Below are 26,181 nucleotides of genomic sequence, written 5' to 3' on the forward strand. Positions count from 1 at the left end.
GCGCAAAACTGTTCGCGATGTCCTCGCACACCTGTTCGCGATGTCTCCGGTCCAAACACCCTTGTGGGAGAAGGTGGCCGAGCGAAGCTCGGTCGGATGAGGGGTGTTCCAGCTTGGCACCAACAGCACTCCGGCCAACACCCCTCAACCGTCTCGGCGCTGCGCGCCGATCCACCTTCTCCCACAAGAAGGGGAGAAGGAAGAAGAGGCGCATTGCCGCCAACCACCCGCCGCGTTATCTCAGGCGACCCTGTCTGCCCAGGCGACTTTGTCTGCCTCGGGCGACCTTGTCTGCCTCAACTGACCTTTTGCCGGAGCCTGCCAATGCCCGAAATCGTCACCGCCGCCATGCTCGTCATCGGCGACGAGATTCTGTCCGGTCGCACCAAGGACAAGAATATCGGCCACCTCGCCGATATCATGACGGCGATCGGCATCGACCTGAAGGAGGTGCGCATCGTTGCCGACGAGGAAGACGAGATCGTCGCCGCGGTGAACGCCCTGCGTGCTCGCTATACCTATGTCTTCACCACCGGCGGCATCGGCCCGACGCATGACGACATCACCGCGGATGCCATTGCCAACGCCTTCGGCGTGCCCTGCGACTACGACGCCAAAGCCTATGCCATGCTGGAAGCGAGCTACGCGGCGCGCGGCATCGAATACACCGAGGCGCGCAAGCGCATGGCGCGGATGCCGCGCGGTGCCGACCATATCGACAATCCGGTGTCGATCGCGCCGGGCTTTCGCATCGGCAACGTCCATGTCATGGCCGGCGTGCCGGCGATATTCCAGGCGATGCTCGACAATGTCGTGCCGACGCTAAAGGGCGGCACCAAAATGCTGTCGGCCACGGTGCACTGTCCGTTCGGCGAAGGCCTAGTCGGCGGACCGCTGGGCGACATCCAGAAGGCGCACCCGGACACGATCATCGGCTCCTACCCGAAATATGGCGACGGCAAGTTCTGGACCGAGCTGGTCGTCCGTGCCCGCAGCCAGCAAGCGCTGGACGCCGCCCGCGCCGATGTCGAAGCGATGGTCGCAGGCCTCAGCAGCGCGGCCAGCTGATCTAAAGCGCGTCGCGTCTGAGACGATCCATGCGACGCGCTTTAACTTTCTTGTCTGTATGGCGCGATCCCAAATCCGCTGCGCACCCTCGTGCCCAAAGTATACTTTTGGGGACATGCATTAGCCCGTATCCGGGTTAGCCGGAACCAAGCATAGTGCAGTGACGTTTCATGCGGGCGAGTTTCGATCGCCCGTGAATTGAGGGGTTACCATGCGATTCAAGACCATCGTCGCCATACTGCAGAACGAACAGGACGCGGAGCGCGTGCTCGAATGCGCCATTCCGCTTGCCGACAAGTTCGAGAGCCATCTCATCGGCATCCATGCCGAAGCGCTTCCCGTCCCCTACACTTCGGCCACAGGCTTTCCCGACACCGAGTTCCTGCAGGTTTCGGCCGACATGAACAAGGAACGCGCGGAAAAATTGCGGGCGGTTTTCCTCAGCCATGTCGAAGAGTCCGGCCTGTCCTTCGAGTGGCGCAGCCTTGAGAGCTTTTCCGGAGACAGCGCGCTGACGGGCATCCCGACCGTTCGCACCGCGGACCTGATCATCGCCGCGCAGCGCGAGTCGGGCGGCGATCAAAACGCCGATGTCGACACACTGGTCTATGACGCCGGCCGGCCGGTGCTGGTCGTGCCGCACTCAGGCCCGCTCATCGCCAGCTTCAAGCATGTGCTGCTCGCCTGGAACGGCAGCAAGGAGGCGGCGCGCGCCGCCGTCGACGCCCTGCCCTTCATCATCGAGGCCGAAAAAACCGATATTGTCGTCATCGACCCGCCGGATACGCTCGACGAGGCGCCGGAGGCGGCCGGCGCCGAAATCGCCGCCGCCCTGTCCAGGCATGGCGCCACGGTCAGCGTCTCGGTGCTGCAATCGGCCGGCCACTCGGTCGACGAGGTGATCCAGACCAGGGTTGCCGAAACCGGCGCCGACCTGCTCGTGCTCGGCGCCTACAGCCATTCCTGGCTGCGCCAGCTGCTGTTCGGCGGCGTCACCCGCACGGTGCTGCGCACCCTGCCGGTGGCAGCTTTCCTGTCGCGGTAAATCAAGCGGCAAGTCCACACGCGGCAAGTCCATAGGGATCGCTTGCCGCCGCCCTTGCCAACGCCTAGGCTTTCCAGTTAATTCCGCGCGCATTCCCTCAAATGTCTGCGCGCGGTTTTTCGTGCGCTGCGGAGTGCGCGAAAAATGTCCCTTCCCGAAAAGGCCTTTCCCGTCTCGTGGGATCAGTTCCACCGCGACGCGCGCGCGCTCGCCTGGCGGCTTGCCGGCGCCAACAAAGGCCAATGGAAGGCGATCGTCTGCATCACCCGCGGCGGCCTGGTTCCGGCCGCCATCATCTCGCGTGAACTCGGCATCCGGGTGATCGAGACGGTTTGCGTCGCCTCCTATCACGACTATGCCAGCCAGGGGCAGTTGCAGGTGCTGAAGGAGGTGACGCCGGCACTGCTCGCCGACGACGGCGCCGGCGTATTGATCATCGACGACCTCACCGACACCGGCAAGACCGCGGGCATCGTCCGCGCCATGATGCCGAAGGCGCATTTCGCCACCGTCTACGCCAAGCCGAAAGGCAGGCCGCTGGTCGACACCTTCGTCACCGAGGTCAGCCAGGACACCTGGATCTATTTTCCGTGGGACATGGGCTTCACCTACCAGAAGCCGATCGCCGACGACCACGCCGGCTGATTCGCGGCATCTGCTTTTTCTTCCGGAACGTGCCGGCGGGCACTGCTTGCCGGCGAGCACACCTCTTGCCGGCAAGGCACTTCTTGAAAGAGTGCCGCGGCGCACGATATTCCTGAATCGACGTCTCGTGTGTGGTTAACTCGTGCGTATGAGGTTTTTTACTTTTATTGCTTATGATTAGCCGTAAGATTCACGAGACGACAAGTGATTCTGGAGGCTGGGGCAAGCTTCTCCGATGTTGACGAGGCCAGTAACGCACAACCATTTGGCCGAAAGGGTCCAGCGGCTCTTCGGCGCAGCGCCGTGCCGCCTGCAGGTTGCAGCGTTGCCCTGGCGCGATACCGGCCATGGCGTCGAGATCATGCTGATCACCAGCCGCGATACCGGTCGCTGGGTGCTTCCCAAGGGCTGGCCCGAGGCCAAGGAACTGCTTTGCGAAGCGGCGGCGCGCGAGGCCGGCGAGGAAGCCGGACTGCGCGGCACGGTCTCCCACCACGAAGCCGGCCGCTACTTCTATGCCAAGGCATTGGCTTCCGGCGAGGAAGTGCCTTGCGAAGTCCTGGTGTTTCCGCTGCGGGTCGACAAGATCGCCGACCGGTGGAAGGAAAAGCGGTCGCGCACCCGCAAATGGGTCAGCCCCGCCGAGGCCGTGCGCATGGTCAACGAGCCGGACCTTGGCCAGATCATCGCCTATTTCTGCGCCGACCCGCACCAGTTCTCCTGAGCAAGCATAGACTCACCGGCCAAAGCCGCATCACCGGCGATGTTCTTTGGCAAAGGGAATCGATTTGGCCACTCCAGCTTTGGCATGCGTTGTCCGGCTGATGGCCTGCACGTGGGTAAAATCGAAAATCCTGCGGGCCACTTCTATCCCCGTTATCCACATATGTGACACACAAGATGTTGGGGTCACAAAAGCTACGCAAACGAATCCTTGACGGCGCAAAACGAGTCGCCTTTTATAGGCCATGCGCTCCTGTTGAGAGTGCGACCGGAAAGTTTTGAGCCCGGTCTTTTTTCCCGGATTATGTGCGTTTGGCCGCATTTCCGCCTGGCTAGGGGCCGGCGGAGGCGTCGGGATTGTGGGGTCTTTGGGGGACGAAAAGGGAAAAATGTCGGACTGGAATAAATTGTCTGTTAATACTATATTTAGTGTTTGCAGGTAGGTTCGACGCTAGATAGTGTGAAGTTCCCTCGATTGAGGGAGTCGCAAAAAAGTTTCAGTCTTGAGGGACCCGCAGGGTCCGTCGGCGCGTTGGACGACTACTTCGCAAGGAGTTCGACCAGCAGGGCGGGCGGAGCCTCGTGAAAGGGAGCCGGCCGTTTTGGAACGCCGGCAGACGGCGGACATGCGCGTTTCGCAATGGGGCAGAAATCCCCTGGGAAAGGCGCTATATCTAGACACAAAGGGATAGGACCAATGCGCATCGAGCGTCGTTTCACCAAGCAAGGGCAGTCTGCTTATTCGGAGATCGAATTCCGCAAGGCGCTTTCGGAGATCAAGAATCCGGATGGCTCGGTGGTGTTCCGCTTGGACAATATCGATGTGCCGGCGCAGTTCAGCCAGGTTGCCGCCGACATCCTGGCGCAGAAATATTTCCGCAAGGCCGGCGTGCCGGCACGGCTGAAGAAGGTCGAGGAGAACGACGTTCCCTCCTTCCTGTGGCGCTCCGTCGCCGACGAGGCCGAGCTGGCAAAGCTGCCGGAGGCCGAGCGCTACGGCTCCGAGATCGACGCCCGCCAGGTTTTCGACCGTCTTGCCGGCACCTGGACCTATTGGGGCTGGAAGGGCGGCTACTTCAAGTCGGAGGAAGACGCGCGCGCCTTCCGCGACGAGCTCGCCTATATGCTGGCCACCCAGCGCGTTGCGCCGAACTCGCCGCAATGGTTCAACACCGGCCTGCACTGGGCCTACGGCATCGACGGCCCGAGCCAGGGCCACTTCTATGTCGACCCGTTCAACGGCAAGCTGACCAAGTCGAAGTCTTCCTACGAGCATCCGCAGCCGCATGCCTGCTTCATCCAGGGCGTGCAGGACGATCTCGTCAACGAAGGCGGCATCATGGATTTGTGGGTGCGTGAAGCGCGTCTGTTCAAATACGGCTCCGGCACCGGCTCCAACTTCTCGTTCCTGCGCGGCGAAGGCGAAAAACTGTCCGGCGGCGGCCGCTCGTCCGGCCTGATGAGCTTCCTCAAGATCGGCGACCGCGCGGCGGGCGCCATCAAGTCGGGCGGCACGACGCGCCGCGCTGCAAAGATGGTCATCGTCGACGTCGACCATCCCGATATCGAGGAATTCATCGACTGGAAGGTCAATGAGGAGCAGAAGGTCGCCTCGCTGGTCACCGGCTCGAAGATCGTCAAGAAGCACCTCGAAGCGATCATGAAGGCCTGCATCAACTGCGAAGGCCAGGACGACGATTGCTTCGACCCGGCGATCAACACCGCGCTGAAGCGTGAGATCAAGCTGGCCAAGAAGGACGGGGTGCCGGAGAATTATATCTACCGCGTCATCCAGTTCGCCAGGCAGGGCTACACCTCGATGTCGTTCAAGACCTACGACACCGACTGGGATTCGGACGCCTACCTCACCGTTTCGGGCCAGAACTCCAACAATTCGGTCTCGCTGAAGGACGATTTCCTGCGCGCCGTAGAGCAGGACGGCGACTGGCACCTCACCGCCCGCAAGGACGGCAAGGTGATGAAGACGCTGAAGGCCAGGGATCTGTGGGAGAAGATCGGCTATGCCGCCTGGGCGTCGGCCGATCCGGGCCTGCACTTCAACACGACGATGAACGACTGGCACACCTGCGCCGCGGCCGGTGCGATCCGGGCGTCCAACCCGTGCTCGGAATACATGTTCCTCGACGACACCGCCTGCAACCTGGCCTCGATCAACCTGCTGCCCTATCGCAACGCCGACGGCACCATCGACATCGCTGCCTACGAGCACACGGTTCGGCTGTGGACCATGGTGCTGGAAATTTCCGTGATGATGGCGCAGTTCCCGTCGAAGGAGATCGCCAAGCTCTCCTACGAATACCGCACGCTCGGCCTCGGCTACGCCAATATTGGCGGCCTGCTGATGACCTCGGGCATTCCCTATGATTCCGACGAAGGCCGCGCCATCTGCGCAGCGCTCACCGCAATCATGACCGGCACGGCCTATGCCACCTCGGCCGAAATGGCCGCCGAGCTCGGCGCCTTCCCCGATTACGACCGCAATGCCCAGAACATGCTGCGTGTCATGCGCAACCATCGCCGTGCCGCCTATGGCGACAAGGACGGCTACGAGAAACTCGCCGTCAACCCGGTGCCGCTGGTCGCCTCCGACCTGAAGCAGCCGGAGCTTGCCGCCCATGCCAAGGCTGCCTGGGACCGCGCCATCGAGCTCGGCGAGGAGCATGGCTACCGCAATGCGCAGGCGACCGTGATCGCGCCGACCGGCACGATCGGCCTGGTCATGGATTGCGACACCACCGGCATCGAGCCCGATTTCGCACTGGTGAAATTCAAGAAGCTGGCCGGCGGCGGCTATTTCAAGATCATCAACCGCGCCGTCCCTGAAGCGCTGCGCACGCTCGGCTATTCGGAAAGCCAGATCGCCGAGATCGAGGCCTATGCCGTCGGCCACGGCAACCTCAACCAGGCGCCTGCCATCAACCCCGGCTCGCTCAGGGCAAAGGGTTTTACCGACGACAAGATCGCGGCGCTCAATGCAGCGTTGAAGTCGGCCTTCGACATCAAGTTCGTCTTCAACCAGTGGACGCTGGGTGCCGACTGGGTGAAGGAGACGTTTGGCTTCACCGACGAGCAGCTCAACGATTTCTCGTTCGAGATGCTGCCGGCGCTCGGCTTCTCGAAGAAGGACATCGAGGCCGCCAACATCCATGTCTGCGGTGCGATGACCCTCGAGGGAGCACCATTTCTGAAAGACCAACATCTGCCGGTGTTCGACTGCGCCAGCCCGTGCGGCAAGATCGGCAAGCGTTCACTGTCCATCAACAGCCACATCCAGATGATGGCGGCAGCGCAGCCCTTCATCTCCGGCGCCATTTCCAAGACCATCAACATGCCGAACGACGCGACGGTGGAAGACGCCAAGGGCGCCTACATGCTGTCGTGGAAGCTGGCGCTGAAGGCCAACGCGCTCTATCGCGACGGCTCGAAACTCTCGCAGCCGCTCAACGCCTCGCTGCTTGCCGACGTCGAAGACGACGAGGACGATGCCGTCGAGCAGCTGATCGCAGCACCGGCTTCACAGCGCGCCGTGCAGGTGACCGAAAAGATCGTTGAACGCGTCGTCGAACGCCTCTATCGCGACCGCGAAAAGCTGCCGAACCGCCGCAAGGGCTATACCCAGAAAGCGGTCGTCGGCGGCCACAAGGTCTATCTGCGCACCGGCGAATTCGACGACGGTCGCCTCGGCGAGATCTTCATCGACATGCACAAGGAAGGTGCGGCCTTCCGGGCGATGATGAACAATTTCGCCATCGCCATCTCGCTCGGCCTGCAATATGGCGTGCCGCTCGAGGAATATGTCGAAGCCTTCACCTTCACCAAATTCGAGCCGGCCGGTATGGTGCAGGGCAACGACGCGATCAAGAACGCCACGTCGATCCTCGACTACGTGTTCCGCGAGCTTGCCGTGTCCTATCTTGCCCGCCACGACCTCGCCCATGTCGACCAGTCGGATTTCGACAAGACCGCACTCGGCCGCGGCATCAACGAAGGCAAGGCGACGCCGTTCTCGAAGGGGCTGACCCGCGGCGTCTCGCCGGTCAAGCTGGTGTCGGGCATGGGTGCCGACCCCAAGGGCTTTGGCGGTTCAAGTCCCTCTCCCGCCCCCACTCGCTCGGTGCCGACGGCGTTCTCAGGCTCCAACGTGCTGACGCTGAAGCCGGCCAGCGACGAAGCCATCGCCTATAAGCGAGACTACGAGGAGCGGGCGAAGGAACTGGTCGAGGACATTGCCTACGAGGAGGCAACCGACCCGACTGGGCTGTTCACCGACGAGGCCGCGAAAGAAGCGGCCGAGGCCAAGGCGCTTGCCGCTACAAGGCGTCAGCAATCCCTGATGCAGGGCTACACCGGCAACGAATGCTCCGAATGCCACAATTTCACGATGGTGCGGAACGGCACGTGCGAGAAGTGCGACACCTGCGGCTCGACGAGCGGATGTAGCTGAGGACCGATGCCGCCTCGGCTTACGGTCCGCGAAGTCATTCGCCTGCTGGAAACCGACGGCTGGTATCTGGTTGCAACTAAAGGCAGTCATCGCCAATATAAGCATGAAATCAAAGCCGGCCGCGTCACGGTGGCCGGCAAGCCGTCTGACGAGGTTGCACCGGGAACACTGAATAGCATCCTCAAGCAGTCCGGTTTAAAGGAGTGATGACATGCGTTACGCGGTGGTGATCGAAAAAGCCGGAAACAATTTTTCCGCTTACGTGCCGGACCTGCCTGGCTGCATCGCGACCGGTGCAACGGTACCTGAGGTGGAAACCGAAATTCGCGACGCTATACGCTTTCATATCGAAGGCTTGCGTGCCGATGGGCTGGATGTGCCCAAAGGTGTGAGCCTGGCGGAATATGTAGAGGCGTAACAACCGGGCACTTCCCTTCTCCCCTTGTGGGCCCACGAGGGGAGAAGGGAGAACTGCTCCACCCTCAGTTCACGGCGCTGATGTTGCCCAGGCGTAAAAACAGGGTTTCGCCGGAAGAATCATCGACGCCGTCATTGTCGGTGGCGATGAAGATGTCGCCGTTCTTGTCGATGGTGAACCCTTCGACCTTGTCGATGACATAGCCGTTGGTGGCTGATTTCAGGTCGCCGACGATGTCGCGCACCAGCGTCTTTTCGACCAACGGCAGGTCGCCACCGAGCTTGGCCGGTTTGAAGGCGTCGAGCGCCACCGAATAGATGCGCTTCACCTTGGCCAGGTCGCCGATCTGGTTGTCGCGTTCGAGGATGTAGAGCTTGCCGTCATGCGTGGTGATCTCCGACAGGCCCATCCAGCCAGCTTCGGTCGCTTCGAGCGGGTAGCGCACCGCCGACCATTCCTTGGCCTTGGGCTTGTAGGCCAAGAGCTTGACCTGGCCCTTCGGATCGTCGGCCCATTCGCGCTGGACAGCCATCACCAGCGTCAGGTCGTCGCCTTCGCCGATCGCGGTGATGCCTTCGAGACCGAAGCGGCTCTGGTGGGCGAGCAGCTCCATCGGGAAGCCGATTTCCTGCTTGATGACGCCCTTGTCGTCGACGCGCAGGATGGCGTGCGGGACGAGCTTTGCCGGATCGCCTTCATTGGCCAGCCAGAAGCCGCCTTCACCGTCGGCGACAAGACCCTCGATGTCGAGCTTCTGTGCAGGATGGCCATCACGCGTGACGATGGTCTTGCCGCTGATCAGCGCCGGCGTCTGGGTGGCATCGATCTCGAAGATCGAGGGCGCGTTGGCGTAGAACGAGTCCGAGGCAGCGAACAGCTTGCCGGCAGTGTCGCCGGCCGCGAGCGCCGAAAGCGCGCCCCAGCCGAGCGGCGTGCCGTCTGCCGTGGGCTTTGCCGTGATCATCGGGTAAGTGGCGGGACCCTCGGAGCGCTCGTAGATCATCACGTGCGAGCGGGCGAGCCCGTCCTCGACCAGGTCGGCCTCGTTGGCGGTGACCAGGAGATTGCGCGACGGGATCGCGACCAGGCCTTCCGGGCCGATGCCGGACGGCAGGATCTGGACAAACCGAGGCTCCGCACCCGTGTCCTTGTAGACGCCGACAACGGAGCCACGCTCCGAAGCGACGAACAGCAGACTGTCCTCGCCGAACGTGCCGGTCTCAAGACCTTCCGGCTCGACGCCCTTCTTGTTGCGGTCGTCGGGATAATGGCCGGCATTGGCGACCTGGTACTCGAACGACGAACCGGATTCGTAGAGCACTTCGCCCTTCTTGCTGAAGATCGTGAAACCGCGCGAGCCGCCCTTGTAGTCGCCTTCGTTGGCGACGGCGAGGCGGTCATTGTCGAACCATTTCACGGCGTCGGGCTCGCGCGCGACATTTTCGATCTTGCCATCGAAGGACAAGGCGCCGTTCTTCCTGGTGTCGATCTTGTCCAGAGTGGCCGAACCTGCGGAGAAGTGCGTGACGATCGCGGCGGTTTCGGCGTTGACGATGGCGATGTGGTTATTTTCCTGCAGCGTGACCGCTATCTCGCCGGCCTCGTTGAAGGCGACGAATTCCGGCTCGGGATCTTCCCCAGCGACTTCGGCAATGCCCGCCAGGTTGACGGTCTTCATCGTCGCGCAATCAGGCTGGCCTTCGGCAAGCGTGAAAATCCTGAGGTCGCCGGCCGGCATCTGCGGAATTTCTCCGTCGTTCAGATCCTCGTCGCGCTCGTTCTCGATGGCGATGGCCAAAAACTTGCCGTCCTCGCTGAACGCCAGCGAGTCCGGCTGGCCGCCGAGGTCGCAGGTGCTTTCGATCGCCTTGGAGGCAAGATCGATAACGGTGAGGTTGCCCGAAGGCCTGGCTTTGCTTTCCGACGTGTTGACGCCGGCCAGCACCTTGCCGCCGATGACCACAACCGAGGTCGGCTCGCCTGATATCTTGACGATGCCGCCGGCCTTGGGCGCCTTGGGATCGGCGATGTCGATGAAGCCGACCGCACCGAGCGGGCTATCGGAATAAACCAGCGTCATGCCGTCTTCGCTCGCCGTGATGATCTCGGACGAAGTCGGCGTGGTCTTCTCGACATCCGCCGGGAGGTTTCCGGCCACCGCGAAGCTAGCGACCCGGTTGAACATCATGTCGGCATGGGCCGGCAGCGAAACCGAGGCAGCAAGCGCTGCCGTCAGGACGAAAAGCGCGGAATGGCGGGGCACGGGTGGCGTCTCCTGTTCTAATGGAAGCCACCTGATTTGCGGGAACGACATTTCAAAGCGATGACGAATCGATGACACTTCCGCGACAGGCGGCCAGGTCCGTCAATATTCACCTCATGCTGGCCTGCGAATGGGCGCTTTCCTCGGCCGCCTACTCCGCCTCGGCCACCATCTGCCGCCCGCCAGCCCAGTTCCGCCAGGCTCTCTCGTCGCCGTGGAAGACGTTGAGGTCGATGCGGCCCCTCACCCCATGCGACAGGCCGGAGCCGGAATACTGCCAGAACACCCATTTGCGGCCGGGATAGACCTTTGACGGGTGCTGTGCCACCGCGCGCAGCCAGAATGGATAGTCCAGAAATGCGCCTCTGAGATTGTCGCGGTAGAAATCAGGCGCGGTGTAGATGATGGGCCGCTGGCCGTAGTGGCGCTCGAGCTTGTCCATGAACACCTGCATCTTCTCCAGCACCTTTTGCCGCGACGGCCGCCGCTTGCAGCTGGATTCGCCGTTCCACTCGACATCGATCACCGGCGGCAAGGCGCCCTCGACCCTCGGCACGTTGCGGATGAACCAGTCAGCCTGCTCACTAGCGGTGCGGCACCAGTAGAAGAAGTGATAGGCGCCGCGCTTGAGGCCGGCGGCGTCGGCATTGCGCCAGTTCTTCCTGAACATCGGGTCGAGGTGATCGCCGCCGTCGGTCGCCTTGATGTAGGCGAAGTTCGCGCCCTGCGCGCGCAGCTTCGCCCAGTTCACGTTGCCTTGCCAGCGCGAGACGTCGACGCCGTGAACGGCGAGGTGTCTGGGCGATGCCCTGCCGAAATTGATCGGCTTGGCGTCACGGAAACGATAGCGCTGGACCGGTTCGGCAAGGATCGGTGCTGCCCGTGCCAGCCGCTTCGGCGCCACCAAGGCAATCGGCTCGACGGGTGGCTCGATGCTTTCGGCAGGCTCCGGAGTGGCCATCGCCACAGTCTGCTCCGTCGCCTCCTCCGGCCCGAAGTCGGGTTCGACATCGGCAGCGCCGACCGACGCCACCGGCGCGGGCGGCCGCACAACCGAACTGGTCGTCTCGCTGGACGGCACTTGCAGCGCGTCGACGCCGGACGTGGACGTGCAGCCGGCAAGGCAAAGTGACGCGATCGAGAAGATGACGACGCCTGATAACCGCATCTGGACCTGTACGCAGAACACAACAGACCGAGGGCAAGACAACGCCGCCGGACAAACCAGTCCGGATTACTAACAAGAAATTACCAACAAAGTTTGAATCAAATTGTTAGGGCAGAGGGGCTGGGCAAGGCGCTCGCTCTATCACCGTAGCGGTGAGAGCCTGGAAACGCTGCAGGACCGAGAGGGCGCGAAGGATCGCGACGCCAGCAGGTCGCTGCCTAGCCGCACAACCATAGATTGTGGCAGCTCTCGGCTACCATATGAGCGGGCGGGACGGAGCGGTCGGTGCCAAGGCGATCAGAGTTGGGGCGATCGGTGACGGGATTGACCGGCGCATCATCATCCCGGCGAACCTTTTCTTCGAGCAGCGAGCGAAGCTCGGCCGGCTGCACGCGGTCACGCTCCATCACCAGCTTGACCATCGGATCGCTCAAAAGCTCATCCAGGGTGTTAATTCTGTCGTTCATCCGTCGCCTCCTTCGACTGCCGACCCGCAGGCAATAGATAGGCGGCAATGATGGCTCGCCAATGACGCTTTGCCGACTATCTCGTGTCCCGGACGAAAAAATTTGGGCACGCCTTGTGCTTGATTTCGCCTGCGCTTCGGTTCGCCTGTGCTTCAGTTCGCATGTACTTCAATTCGCCTGTGCTTCAATTCGGCGGTGGGGCGCCTTCATATTGCGGCAGTCCGTCGTCGAGCTGTACCCAGGGCTGCTTCGAGGCAGTCCAGATATGCATCTGCGGCTTGAACATGGAAGGATCGTCGAGCGAGCCGGAGGTGATGCCGATGATGCCGGCGGAGTCGCGCCGGGAAAATATCGTCGTGCCGCAGCCCGGGCAGAAGCCGCGCTTGAGATCGGGCGAGGAATTCACAGTCGCCACCGGCCCGTCAATGGTCACATCGTCGATGCGGAACAGCACGCGGGCGTTGAAGGCCGCGCCCAGCGCCTTCTGGCAAAGCCGGCAATGGCAGACGCGCTCGTTGATCGGCGCGGCCTCGGTGCGGTAGCGCACTGCCCCGCACAGGCAGCCACCCTGATGTTTCGCCATTGCCTTAGCCCTCTTTCTGAAGATTGGCAGGAAGGTAGCTGCCGGGATAGGAGCGTCAATTGAAAAGCATTGATGGCGCCATCTGTTGGCGTGATGCGGCAGGCCGAACGTGCGATCAGGCGCGATGCGCAACGAGCGTCGCCGGCCATCTCGCGGGATATGGGCCGGACAGGCCGTTGTCAGGTGGTTATTCCGTTTCTCTGACGATCTCGTCCCAGGACTTGACCTTGGTCTCGTCATTGAGGAAGGGCAGCGCCGCGGCCACCAGTTCCGGTGCGAAAAACACGTCGTAGTGGGTGCGGTTCGGCAGGATGGCCAGGCGGTTCTGCGACAGGTTCTCGCGCATCCAGCCGGCGTCCTTCAACCCGCCGCCGAGCATCTGGTAGAACTTGATCTCGTGCTCGGGACGATACATGTCGCTGTCGCCGAACACCAGCATGACCGGCATCTTCAGCTTCGCCACGTCGGCGGAGTAGTCGTAGTCCTTGCGCATATGGGTGCCGAGCTGGTCGAGCAGTTTTGGAAAATCCTGCGGGTGCGGCGCGACCGCCACGTAGGATTTGTACATCGGCGTGTCCTTCATCATGTCGGCCATCGCGGCGCCGACCTGCGCCTGTTGAGTACGCCGGCATAGAAGCCGTCCGAGGCATAGCCGGTCGAGACCAGCACCAGCCGGCGCACTGTCTCGGGATGCTGGACGGCCATGCGGAAGGCAACGCCGCCGCCCAGCGAATAACCCATGACGTCGACTTTGTCGTAGCCGAGCGCCTTGACGATCGCCGCCATGTCGTCGCCCATCGCCTCAAGGCTCAACGGCCGATCGCCGAGCGCGGTGCGCCGTGACCATGCAGGTCGACGCCGATGACGGTGCGGCTTTCGGCAAGCTTCGGCAGGATCGGCGCGAACATGTCTGTGGTGCCGAGACCACCATGCAGCAGAAGCAGCGGCTCGCCCCGGCCATAGACGGCATAATAATAATTCAGGCCGTTGATCGGCAGCAGGCCGGATTTCGCCGGCTTGGGCATGGCTTTCGTTTCGCTGGTCATGGACGGCTTTACGTCCTCGGCATTGCTGGCGCCCGGCGCGGCGAAGAGCGCCGCGGCCGAGGCGAAAATGGCGAAAAACATCGATCTGGACATGTCGGTCTCCTTGCGTCCCGCCGATATCAAAGCCGCCTGGCGACTTCTTCGAGCTGGTCGGCGCACTGGCCCCAGCCCTCGTGAAAGCCCATCTTCTCGTGCTCTTCGCGGTCAGTGACCGACCAATGCGCAACCCGGGCGATGTAGCGGGTCTTGCCCTCGCCCTCATCCTCAAAGGTCAGCACGACCGTCATGAACGGCTTTTCGGACGGCGCCCAGGCCTTTGTGTAGGCGTCGGTGAGAACGATCTTTTTGCCCGGCACGACTTCGAGGAAGACCCCGGGGTTCGGGAATTCGTTGCCGTCGGGACCGGCCATCACAACCAGGCTGGAGCCGCCGGTGCGCACGTCCATTTCGGCGCGCGGCGTCGTCCACGGCTTTGGCGCGAACCATTGCGTCACGAGCTTCGGCTCGGTCCAGCAGCGATAGACGTTCTCGCGCGGCGCATCGATGATGCGGGCGAGAACCAGTTCACGGTCGGAGCTGGGGGCGATGTCGAGCTTGGTCGTCATGATGGTCTCCTCACTTGCTTGCTAAAGAGTTGGCTTGAATGCCGGTTTCCGTCTCAAGGACGAGTGGGCAACGCGCAGCCCGACACGGTTTCGCGAAAAACTTCGCCAGGCCGATTCCGGCGGACGCGTAAACCTAGTGGCGCTTGGCTTGCACCAGATAGGCCTCGATCTCGGTCTCGCCGAGCCACTTTGCCGCTTCCAGCCGGTGCAGGCCTTCAACCAGGATATGGCGCTTGCCGTCGTGGCGCACCTGGATCGGCGTCTTCATGCCGTTTTCCAGAATGTCCTCGGCCAGATGCCGAACGGTCTCGGGATGCAGCGTCTTCCTGCGCGCGGTCGGCACGTAGATGTCGTCCACCCTGACCTTTTGCACTCTCAGCATGTCGGCTCCCGCGGCGGAAAAGGCCGCCTTTTGAGAGATAGTCGGTTTGACAGGCAAGGCCAAGGCCGGCTGTCAGCTATCGCTGGCCCGATCGTTTCCGATTGACGCTTGCCGAGCAGATGGCCGAAATGGCGATCTTCGATCATGCCGGTAGCCATGACTGACTTGCCGACCGAGTTCCCCGATTTCGGACTGACGCCCCACCAGCGCCGGCAAGCGGTGCGCGGCCACTACTGGGAGTGGCCGGGCATGGACGGCGAACATGGCGAGATCTGGTGCTACAGCGACCGTTTCTCATACCGCCGGGGCGAGACGGTGGTGCTGCATGTAAGCTCTACAGCCTCCAGCTTCAGCATGGCGATCGTCCGCGACGGCGGCACCGAAACGAAAATGTTCGAGACGTCTGGGATCGCGGCGCGCTGGCAGGATACGCCCGACCAATGTTCGGTCGTGGGCTGCGGCTGGGACGCTTCGTTTGAATTTCGCGTCGGCGACGACTGGCCGTCCGGGGCCTATCGCGTCGCGCTGACGGCGGATGGCCGCGACGGCAAGCCGATCCGCTGCCTCCATCTTTTCATCGTTACCCCGCAGCCCGGCAAGAAACGGGGTGGTGTGCTGCAGGTCGCAGCCACCGGCACCTGGCTTGCCTACAACACCTGGGGCGGCTCCAATCATTACGAAGGCATCACCGGCCCGAACCGCGACCAGTATGCCCCAATCGTGTCGACGCAGCGGCCATGGTGCCGCGGCTTTGTTATCCTGCCGAAGGAGGCGCCGCGCGTGCCGCTCGAAGTCGCCGTGCCGCCCAAAACCGTGCCGCGCTATCCGCATATGGAATGGGCCTTCGCCACCGGCCAGTCGAAGAAATACGCCTCGTCCGGCTGGGCAAGCTATGACAGCCACTTCTTTCGTTTTGCCGAACGCGCCGGCTATGCGGTCGACCTTGCCAGCCAGCACGAATTGCATTTCTCGCCCGAAATCCTCGACGGCTATGACTGCGTCATCTTCGTCGGCCATGACGAATACTGGACCTGGGAGATGCGCGACGCTGTCGACGCCTATGTCGAGCGCGGCGGCCATGCGGCGCGCTTCGCCGGCAATTTCATGTGGCAGACCAGACTGGAGGATGAGGGGCGCCGTCAGGTCTGCTACAAATACCGCGCCCGCGCCGAGGATCCGGTCTATCGCGGCGGCGACGTGACCCGCGCCACCAACTCCTGGGAAGCACCGGAAATCGGCCGGCCGGGTGCGACGACCTTCGGGCTCAATGCGACCAGGGGCATCTACGCCGGCTGGGGCGGTTGCGCACCGCGCGGCGTGCGCGGCTTTCCGGTCTACCGGCCTGAGCATTGGGCATTCGCCGGCACAGGCATCTATTACGGCGACCTGCTCGGCGCCGACAGCCATGTCTATGGCTACGAGGTCGACGGGCTCGACCACGAGATCCACGGCGGCCTGCCCTACCCGACGCCCGACAGCGGCGCGCCGGATGGGCTGGAAATCCTTGCGGTCGGCATGGCTGCGCAAGTCGAGGAGAGCGCCGACATCCCGTTCGAGCACCAGTTTCTCGGCGACGAGGATGGACGCTTCACCGCCGAAGCGCTGTTCGGCGAGGCGAGCGACGCCAATCTCGAAAAGGTCAAGCGCGGCAACGGCATGATCGTCAATTTCCGGCGCGGCAACGGCGAGGTGTTCCACGCCGGAAGCTGCGAATGGGTCGCCGGCCTGCTAAGGCAGGACGCGATGGTCGAGCGTGTCACCAGGAATGTACTCGACCGCTATCTCGGAAAATCCTGACATGCTGAAGTCCCAGACCCCTGCCCCGGATACCGAGACGCGCCTGCCGTCGCATCTGTTCTATCTGTCCAGCCTGCGCCGGCCGCTGGTCGACCGCGCCGAAGGCATCTACATCTGGACGCAGGACGGCCGCCGCTTCATCGACGGGTCGAGCGGACCGATGGTCGCCAATATCGGTCATTCCAACCGCAACGTACTCGATGCGATGAAGCGGCAGATGGATCGCGCCACCTTCGCCTACCGGCTGCATTTCGAGAACGAGCCGGCCGAGGACCTGGCACGGGAGTTGGCCGGAAAGCTGCCCGAAGGCCTGGACCGGATCTTCTTTGTCTCGGGCGGTTCGGAAGCGACGGAATCCTGCGTCAAGCTGGCGCGGCAATGGGCTGTCGCCACCGGACGGGCCAGCCGCTGGAAGGTGATCACGCGCTTTCCATCCTATCATGGCGGCACGCTCGGGGCGCTCGCCGTCACCGGCGACGATGCGCTGGCCGAAACCTTTGCGCCGATGATGCAGGTCATGCCGACCGTGCCGGCGCCGGCCGCCTGGCGCGACCGCGACAATCTCTCGATGGAACAGCGCGGCGTCCGCTACGCCGACATGCTGGAGGAGAAGATCCTCGCCGAGGGGCCGCAAAGCGTGCTCGCCTTCATCATGGAGCCGATCGGCGGCGCTGCCACCGCGGCGCTGGTGGCGCCGGACAGCTATTATCCGCGCATCCGCGAAATCTGCGACCGCTACGGCATCCTGCTCATCCATGACGAAGTGATGAGCGGTGCCGGCCGCACCGGCAAATTCCTCGGCGGCGACCATTTTGACTGCAAGCCCGACATCGTCGCGCTGTCGAAGGGGCTGGGCTCGGGCTATGCGCCGCTCGGCGCGCTGGCGGCATCCATGCGGCTGGTGCAGCCGCTGCTCGCCTCCGGCGGCTTCCAGCATGGCCATACCTATGCCGGCAATCCGCTCGCCTGCGCCGCCGGGCTCGCCGTGCTTGGCGAAATGGACCGTCTCGACCTGATCGCCAATGCGGCTGGCATGGGCGATCTTTTGATGGCTGAGTTGAAGGGCCTGGCCAAGCGGTTTCCGTTCGTCGCCGACGTGCGCGGCAAGGGACTGCTCCTAGGCGCCGAGATGGTCGCCGACCCCGATACGCTGCGGCCGATCGCACCGGCGAAGAAGGCCACCCAGCGCCTGCTCGACCTCGCCTATGAGCGCGGCCTGATCATCTATGGGCGAAAGGTCAAGGGCGGCGTTGATGGCGACAATTTCATGGTGGCGCCGCCGATGATCGTCACGGCCGAGCAGATCGGCGAGATCGTCGCCATCATCGGTGACTCGCTGCAGGTGCTGGCCGGCGAACTCGACCTGCCGGTCGAAGGCTGAGCCATGGCGCCGCGAAAAGTCATCATCACCTGCGCCGTCACCGGGTCGGTGCACACGCCGTCGATGTCGCCGCATCTGCCGGTGACGCCGGACCAGATCGCCGCAGAGGCGATCGCGGCTGCCGAAGCCGGCGCCTCGATCCTGCATCTTCACGCCCGTGACCCGAAGGACGGGCGGCCGACCGCCGATCCTGATGTGTTCATGCAGTTCCTGCCGCGCATCAAGCAGGCGACATCAGCGGTGATCAACATCACCACCGGCGGCTCCTCGCTGATGACGCTCGACCAGCGGCTGGCCGCACCACTCAGGGCCGAGCCCGAAATGTGCTCGCTCAACATGGGCTCGATGAATTTCGCGCTGTTCCCGATGCTCGACCGGTCAAGGGAGTGGCAGCACGAGTGGGAGCCGAAACTGCTGGAAGCGACCCGCGACACGATCTTCAAAAACACCTTTGCCGATATCGAGACCGTGCTCGAAAGACTTGGAAAGGGCTGCGGCACACGCTTCGAATTTGAATGCTACGATGTCGGCCACCTCTATTCACTGGCGCATTTTCGCGATCGAGGTCTGGTGTCGGGACCTCTGTTCATCCAGTTCGTGTTCGGCATTCTCGGCGGTATCGGCGCCGATCCCGACAATCTGGTCCATATGAAGCGCATCGCCGACAAACTGTTCGGCGACAGCTACCAGTTTTCGGTGCTGGCCGCCGGGCGCCACCAGATGCCGATGATTGCGATTGCGGCGGCGATGAGCGGCAATGTCCGCGTCGGGCTGGAGGACAGCCTTTACGACGGCCGCCAGCTGGCAAAGTCTAATGCCGACCAGGTGCGCCGCATCCGCAGCGTGCTCGACGGGCTGTCGCTGGACGTCGCCACGCCCACTGAGGCGCGCGAGATGCTGGCGCTCAAGGGCGGTGACCGGGTGGCTTTTTGAGACGATCTGAGATGTTTGCGTGTCGCACCCCCCTCTGTCCTGCCGGACATCTCCCCCTCAAGGGGGGAGATTGGCAGCGTCAATCTACACGCGCATCCTGCAACGCTCGCGATTGGCGAAAGCGGCAGGGACATCCGATCTCCCCCCTTGAGGGGGAGATGTCCGGCAGGACAGAGGGGGGTGCCTGGGCGCCCTGCCTGTCGTGACTACGCCATCAACAAACGTCCTCATCCGCCCCGGCCGCATCGAGGACGTCGAAACCATCCATGCCGCGATCCTGCGGCTTGGCGCGCATACCGGCGCGCATCAGGAAATCACTTCTACGCCCGAAGACCTTCGCACCCATGGCTTTGGCGAAAAACCTGCCTTCTCGACTCTGATTGCCGAAGTCGGCGGCGAGTTTGCCGGCCTGTGCCTGCATTTCCCGATCTTCTCGACCTGGATGGGGCGGCCCGGCGTCTATGTGCAGGATCTCTATGTCGAAGATCGGTTTCGCGGCCGCAGGATCGGCGAACGCCTGCTGCGGCGTGTCGCCCGGGAATGCCGGAAGGACGGCGGCGCCTATCTCAGACTGTCCGTCGACAGCGACAATGAAACCGCCAAGGCCTTTTATGAAAGGCTGGGGATTGCCTGGTCGAGCTACGAACAGGTGCAAAAAATCGTCGGCGACGCGTTCTTTGCCTTCGCCGATGCACCAGAGGAATGAGGAGCCAAGATGAAAGCCTTTTATGCCGAAGAGCAGAAGCGCCACGATCCCAAGGCGTTCCTCTCCAGCGGCGCCCAAAAGCCCAATCCGGAAAAGCCGGAGCGCGTCGAACGGCTGCTCGCCGGCGCCGAGGCTGCCGGCTGCACGATCGAACGGCCGAGAGATCACGGGCTTGGTCCGGTTGCCGCTGTGCATACGCCCGAATATCTCGATTTTCTCGAGCACATCTTCGCGCGCTGGCAGCGAATCGAAGGCGCGTCGGCCGAAGTCATCCCCAACATTCATCCGATCGCGCGGGGCGGCTCCTATCCGGCCTCGGCGGTCGGCCAGGCCGGCTACCACATGGCCGATACCGCTTGCCCGATCTCCGGCGAGACCTGGCGGAGCGCGCTGTGGAGCGCCTGGAGCGCGGTCGAGGCCGCCGACGCGGTAATGGCGGGCGCGCCGGCTGCCTATGCGCTGTGCCGTCCGCCCGGCCATCACGCCTTCGCCGACGTCGCCGGCGGCTTCTGCTTCATCAACAATTCGGCGGTCGCGACGCAGGTGCTGCGCAGGCAAGCTGCGCGGGTGGCGATCCTCGACGTCGACCTGCATCACGGCAACGGCACGCAAGGCATTTTCTATGCCCGGCCGGACGTGCTCACCGTCTCGCTGCATGCCAATCCGGTGCGCTTCTATCCGTTCTTCTGGGGTCATGCCGACGAACGCGGCGAAGGGCCTGGTCTCGGCTACAATCTTAACCTGCCGCTGGCGCGCAAATCCGGCGATGCCGCGTTCCTGGAAGCACTCGACATGGCGTTCCAGCGCATCCGCGCCTTTGCGCCGGAAGCGCTTGTCGTGGCGCTCGGTCTCGACGCCTTCGAGGGCGATCCGTTCGGCGGACTGACGGTAACGACGCCAGGCTTCTCGCGCATCGGCGAAGCCATCGCCGGTTGTGGCCTGCCGACGGTCATCGTCCAGGAAGGCGGCTATCTCAGCGACGAACTCGGCGACAATCTTACTGCCTTCCTCACCGGGTTCAGCGGCGGCAAGAAACGCTAATATCAGCCGGATGCCGTGTCAGGATCGCTCCTGTCGCAGCATCGCGATAACGCGGTGCACGCTCTCCAGCGTCTCATCGATTTCGGCCGCCGTATTGTAGTGGGCGATGCCGATGCGCACGACCCCCTGCTCGGCCGGAATGCCAAGCTGGTGGACGATCTCCCAGGCGTAGTTGTGGCCGGACCACAGGAAGATGTTTTCCGCATTCATCTGCCGCACGATCGTCTCCGGCACGATGCCGTTGACAGTGAACGAGACCGTCGGCACGCGCTCGCCGACACGCGCCGACTCGGTGATGCCGTGGATGGTCAGGCCTGAAATGGCCGACAGGCCATCGATCAACTTTTGCGTCAGCCTGTTCTCGTAAGCAATTGAAATTTCAAACGCGTTGACTATCCTAGCACGTCGCGAACCATCCTTACCGGCGGCGGCGCCCAGTTCCGCAAAATAATCGACCGCGGCTGCCAGTCCGGCCATCAGCTCGATCTGCGGCGTGCCGAGCTCGAACCGCTCCGGCAGAGCATTGGACGAACAGCGGCATTTGTAGGGTTTCAGCGCGTCGATGACATCCAGCCGGCCCCACACTATGCCCATGTGCGGCCCGAAGAATTTATAGGCCGAGCAGGCCAGGAAATCGCAGCCGAGATCCCTGACGTCGATCAGACCGTGCGGCGCGAACTGCACGGCGTCGACATAGACCAGCGCGCCCGCCTGCCTGGCGATGCGGGTCAGCGCCTTCACCCGGTTGATCGAGCCGGTCAGATTGCTGGCGTAGTTCAAGGCGACAAGCCGCGTCCTGCCGGTGAGCAGCGCAGCAAGCGCCGCCTCCTCGATCTGCCAGCTCTGCTCATTGAAAGCCAGCCAGCGCACGACAAGGCCAAGATCTTCGGCGAGCTGCAGCCACGGCGAAACGTTGCCCTCGTGGTCCATACGGGTGAGGATGATCTCGTCACCGGGTTTCATCGTGCGGCCGAGGGTGCGCGACATGTGGTAGGTCAGCGTCGTCATGTTGGCGCCGATGATGATTTCCTGCGGGCTTGCAGCACCGAGGAAATCGGCCATCGCCGCATGGGCGTCATCGACGATCTGTTGCGCCGCGATCGTGGTTTCGAAGAAGCCGCCGAGATTGGCGTTTGTTGTCAGCAGGCAGCGTGACACCGCGTCTGCGACCGCCTGCGGCACCTGCGTGCCGGCAGGGTTGTCGAGATAGATGCGGCGACGGCCCTTGTCGGTCAGCGACAGTGCCGGAAATTTCTCGCGCACGACCTCAATCGGAAAATTCACTTTTTCCCCCTCCCTACTGAAATCGTTTGGCAATCACACCTAACAGAGCCGGAAAGCAGCTCACGGACACGGGTTGCCGACACGCTGGTGGATTGCATCGACCGCCTTCTGCATGTCCTCGGTCCAGACGACATCGGCGGAAGACAGCGCCATTTCGAGCTGCGGAAGGGTCGTCGCGCCGATGATGCTCGAAGTGACGAAGGGCCGGCTCGTGACATAAGCGTTGGCAAACAATGCCGGCTCCATGCCGAAAGTGCGCGCCAGTTCGTTATACTGGAGCTGCGCCTCCGCGGCATTGGGCGTCTCGTAGCGCTGGCCGCGGTTGAAACGCTGAGAACGCGAGCCTTGCGGCCGCGCGCCATGGTCGTATTTGCCGGTTAGGTAGCCTTGCGCCAGCGGTGAATAGGCGAGCAGGGAAACCTGTTCGCGCTCGCAGACCTCCGCAAGGTTCACCTCGAAGCCGCGGTTGACGAAATTATAGGCGTTCTGCAGCGTCGCCAGGCGCGGGCCGACGCCTTTGTCGGCTTCGCCGACGAACCGCATGACGCCCCACGAACTCTCGTTCGACAGGCCGAAATGGCGGATTTTTCCGGCCTTCACCAATTCGTCGAAGACGGCGAGCGTCTCGGGAATCGGCGTCTCGCCGCCCGGTGCACCGGCGGAGTCGGCCCGCAGCGGCACGGCGCCGACGCGGTTCGGATTGGCGCCCCATGGCACCTCCCGTTCCGGCCAATGGATCTGATAAAGGTCGAGATAATCGGTGTTGAGCCTGGTCAGCGACTTTTCGACGGCATCGAAGATGTCGGCGCGCACCAGCTTCGACGGGCGATCGCCGCGAAACCATGTGTTGGCGGTGCGGCCAACCACTTTTGAGGCGAGGATCACCTGGTCGCGGTTGCCCTTTGCCCTCATCCAGCTGCCGATGATCTTTTCGGTCCAGCCTTGCGTCTCCGCCTTGGGCGGGATCGGGTAGAGCTCGGCAGTATCGATGAAGTTGACGCCGCGCGAAAATGCCAAATCCATCTGGGCGTGGCCATCCGCCTGGGTGTTCTGCTGGCCCCAGGTCATCGATCCCAGGCAAATCTGGGAAACAAGAAGGTCGGTCCGACCAAGGCGGCGTTTTTGCATGGTAGTTTCTCCGGCGGGAACTCTTTTGCGCGGCTGCGCGGGAAGGAAGCCGCAGCATACAGGAATGCGCGGGCTGTCTCCAACCCTGCCGCCAGTGGCCAGCGGCTTTTCCGAGAGGCCGAAGCGGGGCGCTCGGCGACGTCAAAAAATCAGGGCGGCATGGCTGCCATGCTAATGCTGCACTGCACAATTGTCATTGTTTGCCTATATATTGGGGCTTGGGAGGACCAACCAGGGGCTTGAATCATGGGTTTCCTCACTGAAATGTTCGCCCGTCCGCGTCCGCAGGAACGTCTGCGCTACCGCGCGGCTCTGGCGCTGCTTCATTCGATGAGCAATGCCGACCGGGCCGACATCGGCATCAAACCAGCCGATTTTCCGCGTGTCGCCCGCGAAATGTCCTCACGTTAGTCACGGATATCCCGGCTCGACCGGGATATCTCCCTCGCCCGTTCTTCAACGCGATCCCATGAAAATCGCCTTGCTCAGCGGCACGCCATTGTGGCGCAGGATGTCGTAGGCCGTGGTCACGTGGAAATAGAAATTGGGCATGGCGACATGCAGCAGATACTGCATGCCGGCCATCGAGAATTCGCGCTGGCCAAGCTTCAGCTCGATCATTCTGTCATCGGAGCCGTCCATATCGGCAGCCGAGAATGTCGCCAGAAGGTCGACGGTCTTGGCGACGCGCGCCTGGAGATCGGCAAAGCTCGCCTCATTGTCTTCATACTTCGGCACCTCGCGACCGGCAAGCCGCGACGGCGCGCCCTTGGCGTGGTCGGTGGCGATCTGCACCTGCCTGGTCAACGCATACATGTCCGGCGCCAGCCTCGACGCCAAAAACACCTGCGGATCGATCTTGCGTTCGAGCGCATTCTGCTCGGCGATGTTCAGCACGTTGGATAGCGCCTTCAACCTGGCCGAAAACACCGGCACGGACGCTTCGTACATCGATATGGTCACGAGACTCTCCTATCCCGGCGGGAACGCCGACGGCGGCAGCTAGCGCCTCCGCCAGCGATTCTTCAAGCGTCACCGCGTCGCCGCAATCGCTATGATAGGATTTCCCATCCGGTGGAGATTCCCGATGAGAAGCGCCCTTTTTGCAGCGACCGCTTTTTTCTCCCTTGCCGTGACAGGCCAACCGGTGCTCGCCGCCGAAGCGCCTTATGTCGACGACAGGTCGGACGCCGAAGCGGTCATCCGCTCGTTCTACAGCGCCATCAACCGGCAAGAATTCGCGCGCGCCTGGGACTATTTCGGCGATACCAAGCCGGTCCAGGATTTCGACGCCTTCGTCAAGGGCTATGACGGCACCGAAAGGGTCGAGGTCAAAACCGGTGGCGTGTCCGAAGACGGTGCGGCCGGCAGCATCTATTACAATGTTCCGGTCGCCATCCGGGCGACAGCCAAGGACGGCAGCGAAAATGTATTTGCCGGCTGCTACACCCTGCGCCAGGTCAACGCCTCGATCCAGGAACCACCATTCCGCCCGATCTTCATCGACAAGGGCGCGCTGAAACCGTCCAAGGCCGAATTCGAGGACGCCGTGCCGGCAAGCTGCGGCGACGCACCGCCGCCGCCGAAGAAGGATGCGGCGCTGGAGCAGGCCAAGAAGGCGTTTGCGGCCACTTATGGCGACCAGTGCGACAAGGAAATGCCTGGCGGCGAGCCCTTGGCAGAGCCGGACGCCTACTCCCTGCGCTACAAGGACGCCGGCGCCGAGGCCGATCAGCCCGAACGCGAGACGCGGCTGTTTCGTTTCTTCTGCTCGATGGCTGCCTACAATGAGAGTGCCGTCTACTATGTCTACGACGATGTGTCAGGCGTCCGGCAGCTGCAGTTCGCCTCGCCGGAACTCGATATCCACTATGAGAACAACGATAGCGAAGGCAAGGTCGAGGCGATCAACGTCACCGGCTTCCAGACCGACGACCAGCTGGTCAATTCCGAATATGACGACGCCACCAAGACGATCTCGTCGCTCAACAAGTGGCGCGGTGTCGGCGATGCCGCGTCGGCCGGCACGTATCTGTTTCGCAACGGCAATTTCTCGCTGGTGCAGTACGATGTCGACGCCTCCTATGACGGCGAGATCAACCCGCAGACGGTCGTGGACTACAACACACCGCCTTAAGGGGCCTTCGACAGCATCCAGTTGAGCGTGCCGCGCCAGTCGGTCATGCGGATCGGCGTACCGTGCGTGCCGGTCTCGAAGCGGACAAAGTGAGCCGGATAGGTCTTCGATTTGGCCAGGATCGCACGGAAGAAGGCCTCCTGTTTCTCGACTGGAAACACCGGGTCCTTGCTGCCCTGGCCAAAGAAGACCGGAACACGGCGCTTGAAGGCCGGGCTCGAGAAGAAACTTTCATCCCACAGCGAACCGAGCAGCAGCAGCCCGCCGATGCGGCCGCCAGTATCCTTGCGGACGGCCAGCTTCCAGCACAGTGCGCCGCCCATCGAGCCGCAGGCGACGAAGATCTTCGCGCCCGGCGACCGTTCGGCATAGTGGCCGATCAGCGCGGCGATCTGGGCCGCACCTGTGTCGCCGAAATCGGAGAAGTCCGGCGACAGATAGAGGCCACCATTGCCGGCCATCAGGTTCTTGATGCGGTTGAAATTGCCGCCGAAGGTGAAATCGTCGACGCCCTGCTTGCGGCTGCCGCCCTGCCCGTGGAGATAGAGCACGATGACGCCGGCGCCTTGTGTGCGACCGACGGCGACGTGGCGGATATTGCCGGCGTCGGTCTTCAGCAGCAGATCCTGCTGCACCTTGCGCACACCGGTGTCGACATACTGCGCCTGCGCGCGGCGCTCCGGCACTTTGTCGCGGGCGTTGATATCGCGCAGCTCGCGATAGTCGACGACTGTATAGGCACCGTCGGACGAGAGGATGGCCGGATAGGCGAACAGATCGTCTTTGAAGGGCTTGAGAACGTCAGCGTAAGCAGCGCAAGAAAACAGGAAAAATATTGAAGTCAGTAGAGCGCATAGGACAGTTCGAATAGCCATCCCTCAGGCATGCGTTTTTCG

At 62.8% G+C, this 26,181-nt stretch carries 24 protein-coding genes and 1 pseudogene; 14 read left to right on the forward strand and 11 right to left on the reverse strand.

The features are described from left to right. Positions 1-324 precede the first annotated feature (324 nt). The 7 genes from AC0L17_RS13780 (at position 325) to AC0L17_RS13810 (ending at position 8,364) form a co-directional block, all read left to right on the forward strand. Positions 325-1,068, forward strand: a complete 744-nt coding sequence (locus tag AC0L17_RS13780; protein ID WP_473516230.1) for a competence/damage-inducible protein A — start codon at positions 325-327, stop codon at positions 1,066-1,068. 211 nt (positions 1,069-1,279) lie between these two features. Next, complete coding sequence (locus AC0L17_RS13785) at positions 1,280-2,113, forward strand: universal stress protein (RefSeq protein ID WP_473516231.1); 834 nt, start codon at positions 1,280-1,282, stop codon at positions 2,111-2,113. 144 nt (positions 2,114-2,257) lie between these two features. Next, positions 2,258-2,758: a xanthine phosphoribosyltransferase gene (gpt, locus tag AC0L17_RS13790; RefSeq protein ID WP_023798205.1), complete on the forward strand. Its 501-nt coding sequence runs from the start codon at positions 2,258-2,260 to the stop codon at positions 2,756-2,758. A gap of 235 nt (positions 2,759-2,993) precedes the next feature. Then, positions 2,994-3,482 (forward strand): NUDIX hydrolase, encoded by a 489-nt coding sequence (locus tag AC0L17_RS13795; RefSeq protein WP_419696901.1) that lies wholly within the window; start codon positions 2,994-2,996, stop codon positions 3,480-3,482. Positions 3,483-4,178: 696 nt separating this feature from the next. After that, positions 4,179-7,946 carry a vitamin B12-dependent ribonucleotide reductase gene (locus AC0L17_RS13800; protein ID WP_473516232.1) on the forward strand — a complete coding sequence of 1,256 codons (3,768 nt, stop codon included), beginning with the start codon at positions 4,179-4,181 and terminating at the stop codon, positions 7,944-7,946. A gap of 6 nt (positions 7,947-7,952) precedes the next feature. Next, positions 7,953-8,153 (forward strand): type II toxin-antitoxin system HicA family toxin, encoded by a 201-nt coding sequence (locus tag AC0L17_RS13805; RefSeq protein WP_473516233.1) that lies wholly within the window; start codon positions 7,953-7,955, stop codon positions 8,151-8,153. Positions 8,154-8,157: 4 nt separating this feature from the next. Beyond that, positions 8,158-8,364, forward strand: a complete 207-nt coding sequence (locus AC0L17_RS13810) for a type II toxin-antitoxin system HicB family antitoxin (protein ID WP_024504399.1) — start codon at positions 8,158-8,160, stop codon at positions 8,362-8,364. 64 nt (positions 8,365-8,428) lie between these two features. Here AC0L17_RS13810 and AC0L17_RS13815 read toward each other — a convergent pair whose 3' ends face one another. The 7 genes and pseudogenes from AC0L17_RS13815 to AC0L17_RS13845 form a co-directional block, all read right to left on the reverse strand. Then, entirely contained in the window at positions 8,429-10,627 is a 2,199-nt protein-coding gene (locus AC0L17_RS13815; RefSeq protein WP_473516234.1) for an esterase-like activity of phytase family protein, read from the reverse strand. Positions 10,628-10,778: 151 nt separating this feature from the next. Next, a complete protein-coding gene (locus tag AC0L17_RS13820; RefSeq protein ID WP_473516235.1) occupies positions 10,779-11,795 on the reverse strand; it encodes a glycoside hydrolase family 25 protein in 1,017 nt (338 codons plus the stop codon). Between the two features lie 218 nt (positions 11,796-12,013). Next, positions 12,014-12,262 carry a hypothetical protein gene (locus AC0L17_RS13825; protein WP_091591341.1) on the reverse strand — a complete coding sequence of 83 codons (249 nt, stop codon included), beginning with the start codon at positions 12,260-12,262 and terminating at the stop codon, positions 12,014-12,016. A gap of 184 nt (positions 12,263-12,446) precedes the next feature. Then, positions 12,447-12,845, reverse strand: a complete 399-nt coding sequence (locus AC0L17_RS13830) for a GFA family protein (RefSeq protein ID WP_091591343.1) — start codon at positions 12,843-12,845, stop codon at positions 12,447-12,449. Positions 12,846-13,032: 187 nt separating this feature from the next. Beyond that, positions 13,033-13,984, reverse strand: a pseudogene (locus AC0L17_RS13835) (alpha/beta fold hydrolase). A gap of 26 nt (positions 13,985-14,010) precedes the next feature. Further along, complete coding sequence (locus tag AC0L17_RS13840) at positions 14,011-14,496, reverse strand: SRPBCC family protein (RefSeq protein ID WP_473516236.1); 486 nt, start codon at positions 14,494-14,496, stop codon at positions 14,011-14,013. Positions 14,497-14,629: 133 nt separating this feature from the next. Next, positions 14,630-14,878: a ParB N-terminal domain-containing protein gene (locus tag AC0L17_RS13845; protein WP_023798216.1), complete on the reverse strand. Its 249-nt coding sequence runs from the start codon at positions 14,876-14,878 to the stop codon at positions 14,630-14,632. 156 nt (positions 14,879-15,034) lie between these two features. On the opposite strand from AC0L17_RS13845, the gene AC0L17_RS13850 reads away from it, so the two are divergent. From AC0L17_RS13850 to AC0L17_RS13870, 5 genes are all read left to right on the forward strand, one after another. Beyond that, positions 15,035-16,675 carry a N,N-dimethylformamidase beta subunit family domain-containing protein gene (locus AC0L17_RS13850; protein WP_473516237.1) on the forward strand — a complete coding sequence of 547 codons (1,641 nt, stop codon included), beginning with the start codon at positions 15,035-15,037 and terminating at the stop codon, positions 16,673-16,675. Position 16,676: 1 nt separating this feature from the next. After that, positions 16,677-18,056, forward strand: coding sequence for an aminotransferase family protein (locus AC0L17_RS13855; RefSeq protein ID WP_473516238.1), 1,380 nt, complete (start codon positions 16,677-16,679; stop codon positions 18,054-18,056). 3 nt (positions 18,057-18,059) lie between these two features. After that, positions 18,060-18,989: a 3,5-dioxohexanoate:acetyl-CoA acetone transferase gene (gene kce, locus AC0L17_RS13860; protein WP_473516239.1), complete on the forward strand. Its 930-nt coding sequence runs from the start codon at positions 18,060-18,062 to the stop codon at positions 18,987-18,989. Between the two features lie 202 nt (positions 18,990-19,191). Continuing rightward, positions 19,192-19,695, forward strand: coding sequence for a GNAT family N-acetyltransferase (locus AC0L17_RS13865; RefSeq protein ID WP_473516240.1), 504 nt, complete (start codon positions 19,192-19,194; stop codon positions 19,693-19,695). 9 nt (positions 19,696-19,704) lie between these two features. Beyond that, entirely contained in the window at positions 19,705-20,736 is a 1,032-nt protein-coding gene (locus tag AC0L17_RS13870) for a histone deacetylase family protein (RefSeq protein ID WP_473516241.1), read from the forward strand. 18 nt (positions 20,737-20,754) lie between these two features. On the opposite strand, the gene AC0L17_RS13875 is transcribed toward AC0L17_RS13870, so the two are convergent. After that, a complete protein-coding gene (locus AC0L17_RS13875) occupies positions 20,755-22,020 on the reverse strand; it encodes a cysteine desulfurase-like protein (protein WP_473516242.1) in 1,266 nt (421 codons plus the stop codon). Positions 22,021-22,080: 60 nt separating this feature from the next. Next, on the reverse strand, positions 22,081-23,148 hold the full coding sequence (locus AC0L17_RS13880) for an aldo/keto reductase (RefSeq protein WP_473516243.1): 1,068 nt from the start codon (positions 23,146-23,148) through the stop codon (positions 22,081-22,083). Positions 23,149-23,394: 246 nt separating this feature from the next. On the opposite strand from AC0L17_RS13880, the gene AC0L17_RS13885 reads away from it, so the two are divergent. Continuing rightward, on the forward strand, positions 23,395-23,559 hold the full coding sequence (locus tag AC0L17_RS13885) for a hypothetical protein (RefSeq protein WP_095489547.1): 165 nt from the start codon (positions 23,395-23,397) through the stop codon (positions 23,557-23,559). 45 nt (positions 23,560-23,604) lie between these two features. Here AC0L17_RS13885 and AC0L17_RS13890 read toward each other — a convergent pair whose 3' ends face one another. Next, positions 23,605-24,111, reverse strand: coding sequence for a DUF1993 domain-containing protein (locus tag AC0L17_RS13890; RefSeq protein ID WP_473516244.1), 507 nt, complete (start codon positions 24,109-24,111; stop codon positions 23,605-23,607). A gap of 124 nt (positions 24,112-24,235) precedes the next feature. Between AC0L17_RS13890 and AC0L17_RS13895 the strand changes: the two genes are divergently transcribed. After that, positions 24,236-25,285, forward strand: coding sequence for a DUF1176 domain-containing protein (locus AC0L17_RS13895; RefSeq protein ID WP_473516245.1), 1,050 nt, complete (start codon positions 24,236-24,238; stop codon positions 25,283-25,285). On the opposite strand, the gene AC0L17_RS13900 is transcribed toward AC0L17_RS13895, so the two are convergent. Next, positions 25,282-26,160 (reverse strand): alpha/beta hydrolase family protein, encoded by an 879-nt coding sequence (locus AC0L17_RS13900; RefSeq protein ID WP_473516246.1) that lies wholly within the window; start codon positions 26,158-26,160, stop codon positions 25,282-25,284. The genes AC0L17_RS13895 and AC0L17_RS13900 overlap by 4 nt on opposite strands. Positions 26,161-26,181 lie beyond the last annotated feature (21 nt).

It is taken from the genome of Mesorhizobium sp. WSM4829 (assembly GCF_055811475.1).

Coding starts and splice junctions, on each gene's coding strand:
- gpt (WP_023798205.1), top strand. CDS start 2,258: ATGTCCCTTCCCGAAAAGGCCTTTCCCGTCTCGTGGGATCAGTTCCAC.
- AC0L17_RS13885 (WP_095489547.1), top strand. CDS start 23,395: ATGGGTTTCCTCACTGAAATGTTCGCCCGTCCGCGTCCGCAGGAACGT.
- AC0L17_RS13855 (WP_473516238.1), top strand. CDS start 16,677: ATGCTGAAGTCCCAGACCCCTGCCCCGGATACCGAGACGCGCCTGCCG.
- AC0L17_RS13900 (WP_473516246.1), bottom strand. CDS start 26,160: ATGGCTATTCGAACTGTCCTATGCGCTCTACTGACTTCAATATTTTTC.
- AC0L17_RS13805 (WP_473516233.1), top strand. CDS start 7,953: ATGCCGCCTCGGCTTACGGTCCGCGAAGTCATTCGCCTGCTGGAAACC.
- AC0L17_RS13870 (WP_473516241.1), top strand. CDS start 19,705: ATGAAAGCCTTTTATGCCGAAGAGCAGAAGCGCCACGATCCCAAGGCG.
- AC0L17_RS13785 (WP_473516231.1), top strand. CDS start 1,280: ATGCGATTCAAGACCATCGTCGCCATACTGCAGAACGAACAGGACGCG.
- AC0L17_RS13850 (WP_473516237.1), top strand. CDS start 15,035: ATGACTGACTTGCCGACCGAGTTCCCCGATTTCGGACTGACGCCCCAC.
- AC0L17_RS13810 (WP_024504399.1), top strand. CDS start 8,158: ATGCGTTACGCGGTGGTGATCGAAAAAGCCGGAAACAATTTTTCCGCT.
- AC0L17_RS13830 (WP_091591343.1), bottom strand. CDS start 12,845: ATGGCGAAACATCAGGGTGGCTGCCTGTGCGGGGCAGTGCGCTACCGC.
- AC0L17_RS13795 (WP_419696901.1), top strand. CDS start 2,994: ATGTTGACGAGGCCAGTAACGCACAACCATTTGGCCGAAAGGGTCCAG.
- AC0L17_RS13895 (WP_473516245.1), top strand. CDS start 24,236: ATGAGAAGCGCCCTTTTTGCAGCGACCGCTTTTTTCTCCCTTGCCGTG.
- AC0L17_RS13780 (WP_473516230.1), top strand. CDS start 325: ATGCCCGAAATCGTCACCGCCGCCATGCTCGTCATCGGCGACGAGATT.
- AC0L17_RS13800 (WP_473516232.1), top strand. CDS start 4,179: ATGCGCATCGAGCGTCGTTTCACCAAGCAAGGGCAGTCTGCTTATTCG.
- AC0L17_RS13840 (WP_473516236.1), bottom strand. CDS start 14,496: ATGACGACCAAGCTCGACATCGCCCCCAGCTCCGACCGTGAACTGGTT.
- AC0L17_RS13845 (WP_023798216.1), bottom strand. CDS start 14,878: ATGCTGAGAGTGCAAAAGGTCAGGGTGGACGACATCTACGTGCCGACC.
- kce (WP_473516239.1), top strand. CDS start 18,060: ATGGCGCCGCGAAAAGTCATCATCACCTGCGCCGTCACCGGGTCGGTG.
- AC0L17_RS13820 (WP_473516235.1), bottom strand. CDS start 11,795: ATGCGGTTATCAGGCGTCGTCATCTTCTCGATCGCGTCACTTTGCCTT.
- AC0L17_RS13880 (WP_473516243.1), bottom strand. CDS start 23,148: ATGCAAAAACGCCGCCTTGGTCGGACCGACCTTCTTGTTTCCCAGATT.
- AC0L17_RS13825 (WP_091591341.1), bottom strand. CDS start 12,262: ATGAACGACAGAATTAACACCCTGGATGAGCTTTTGAGCGATCCGATG.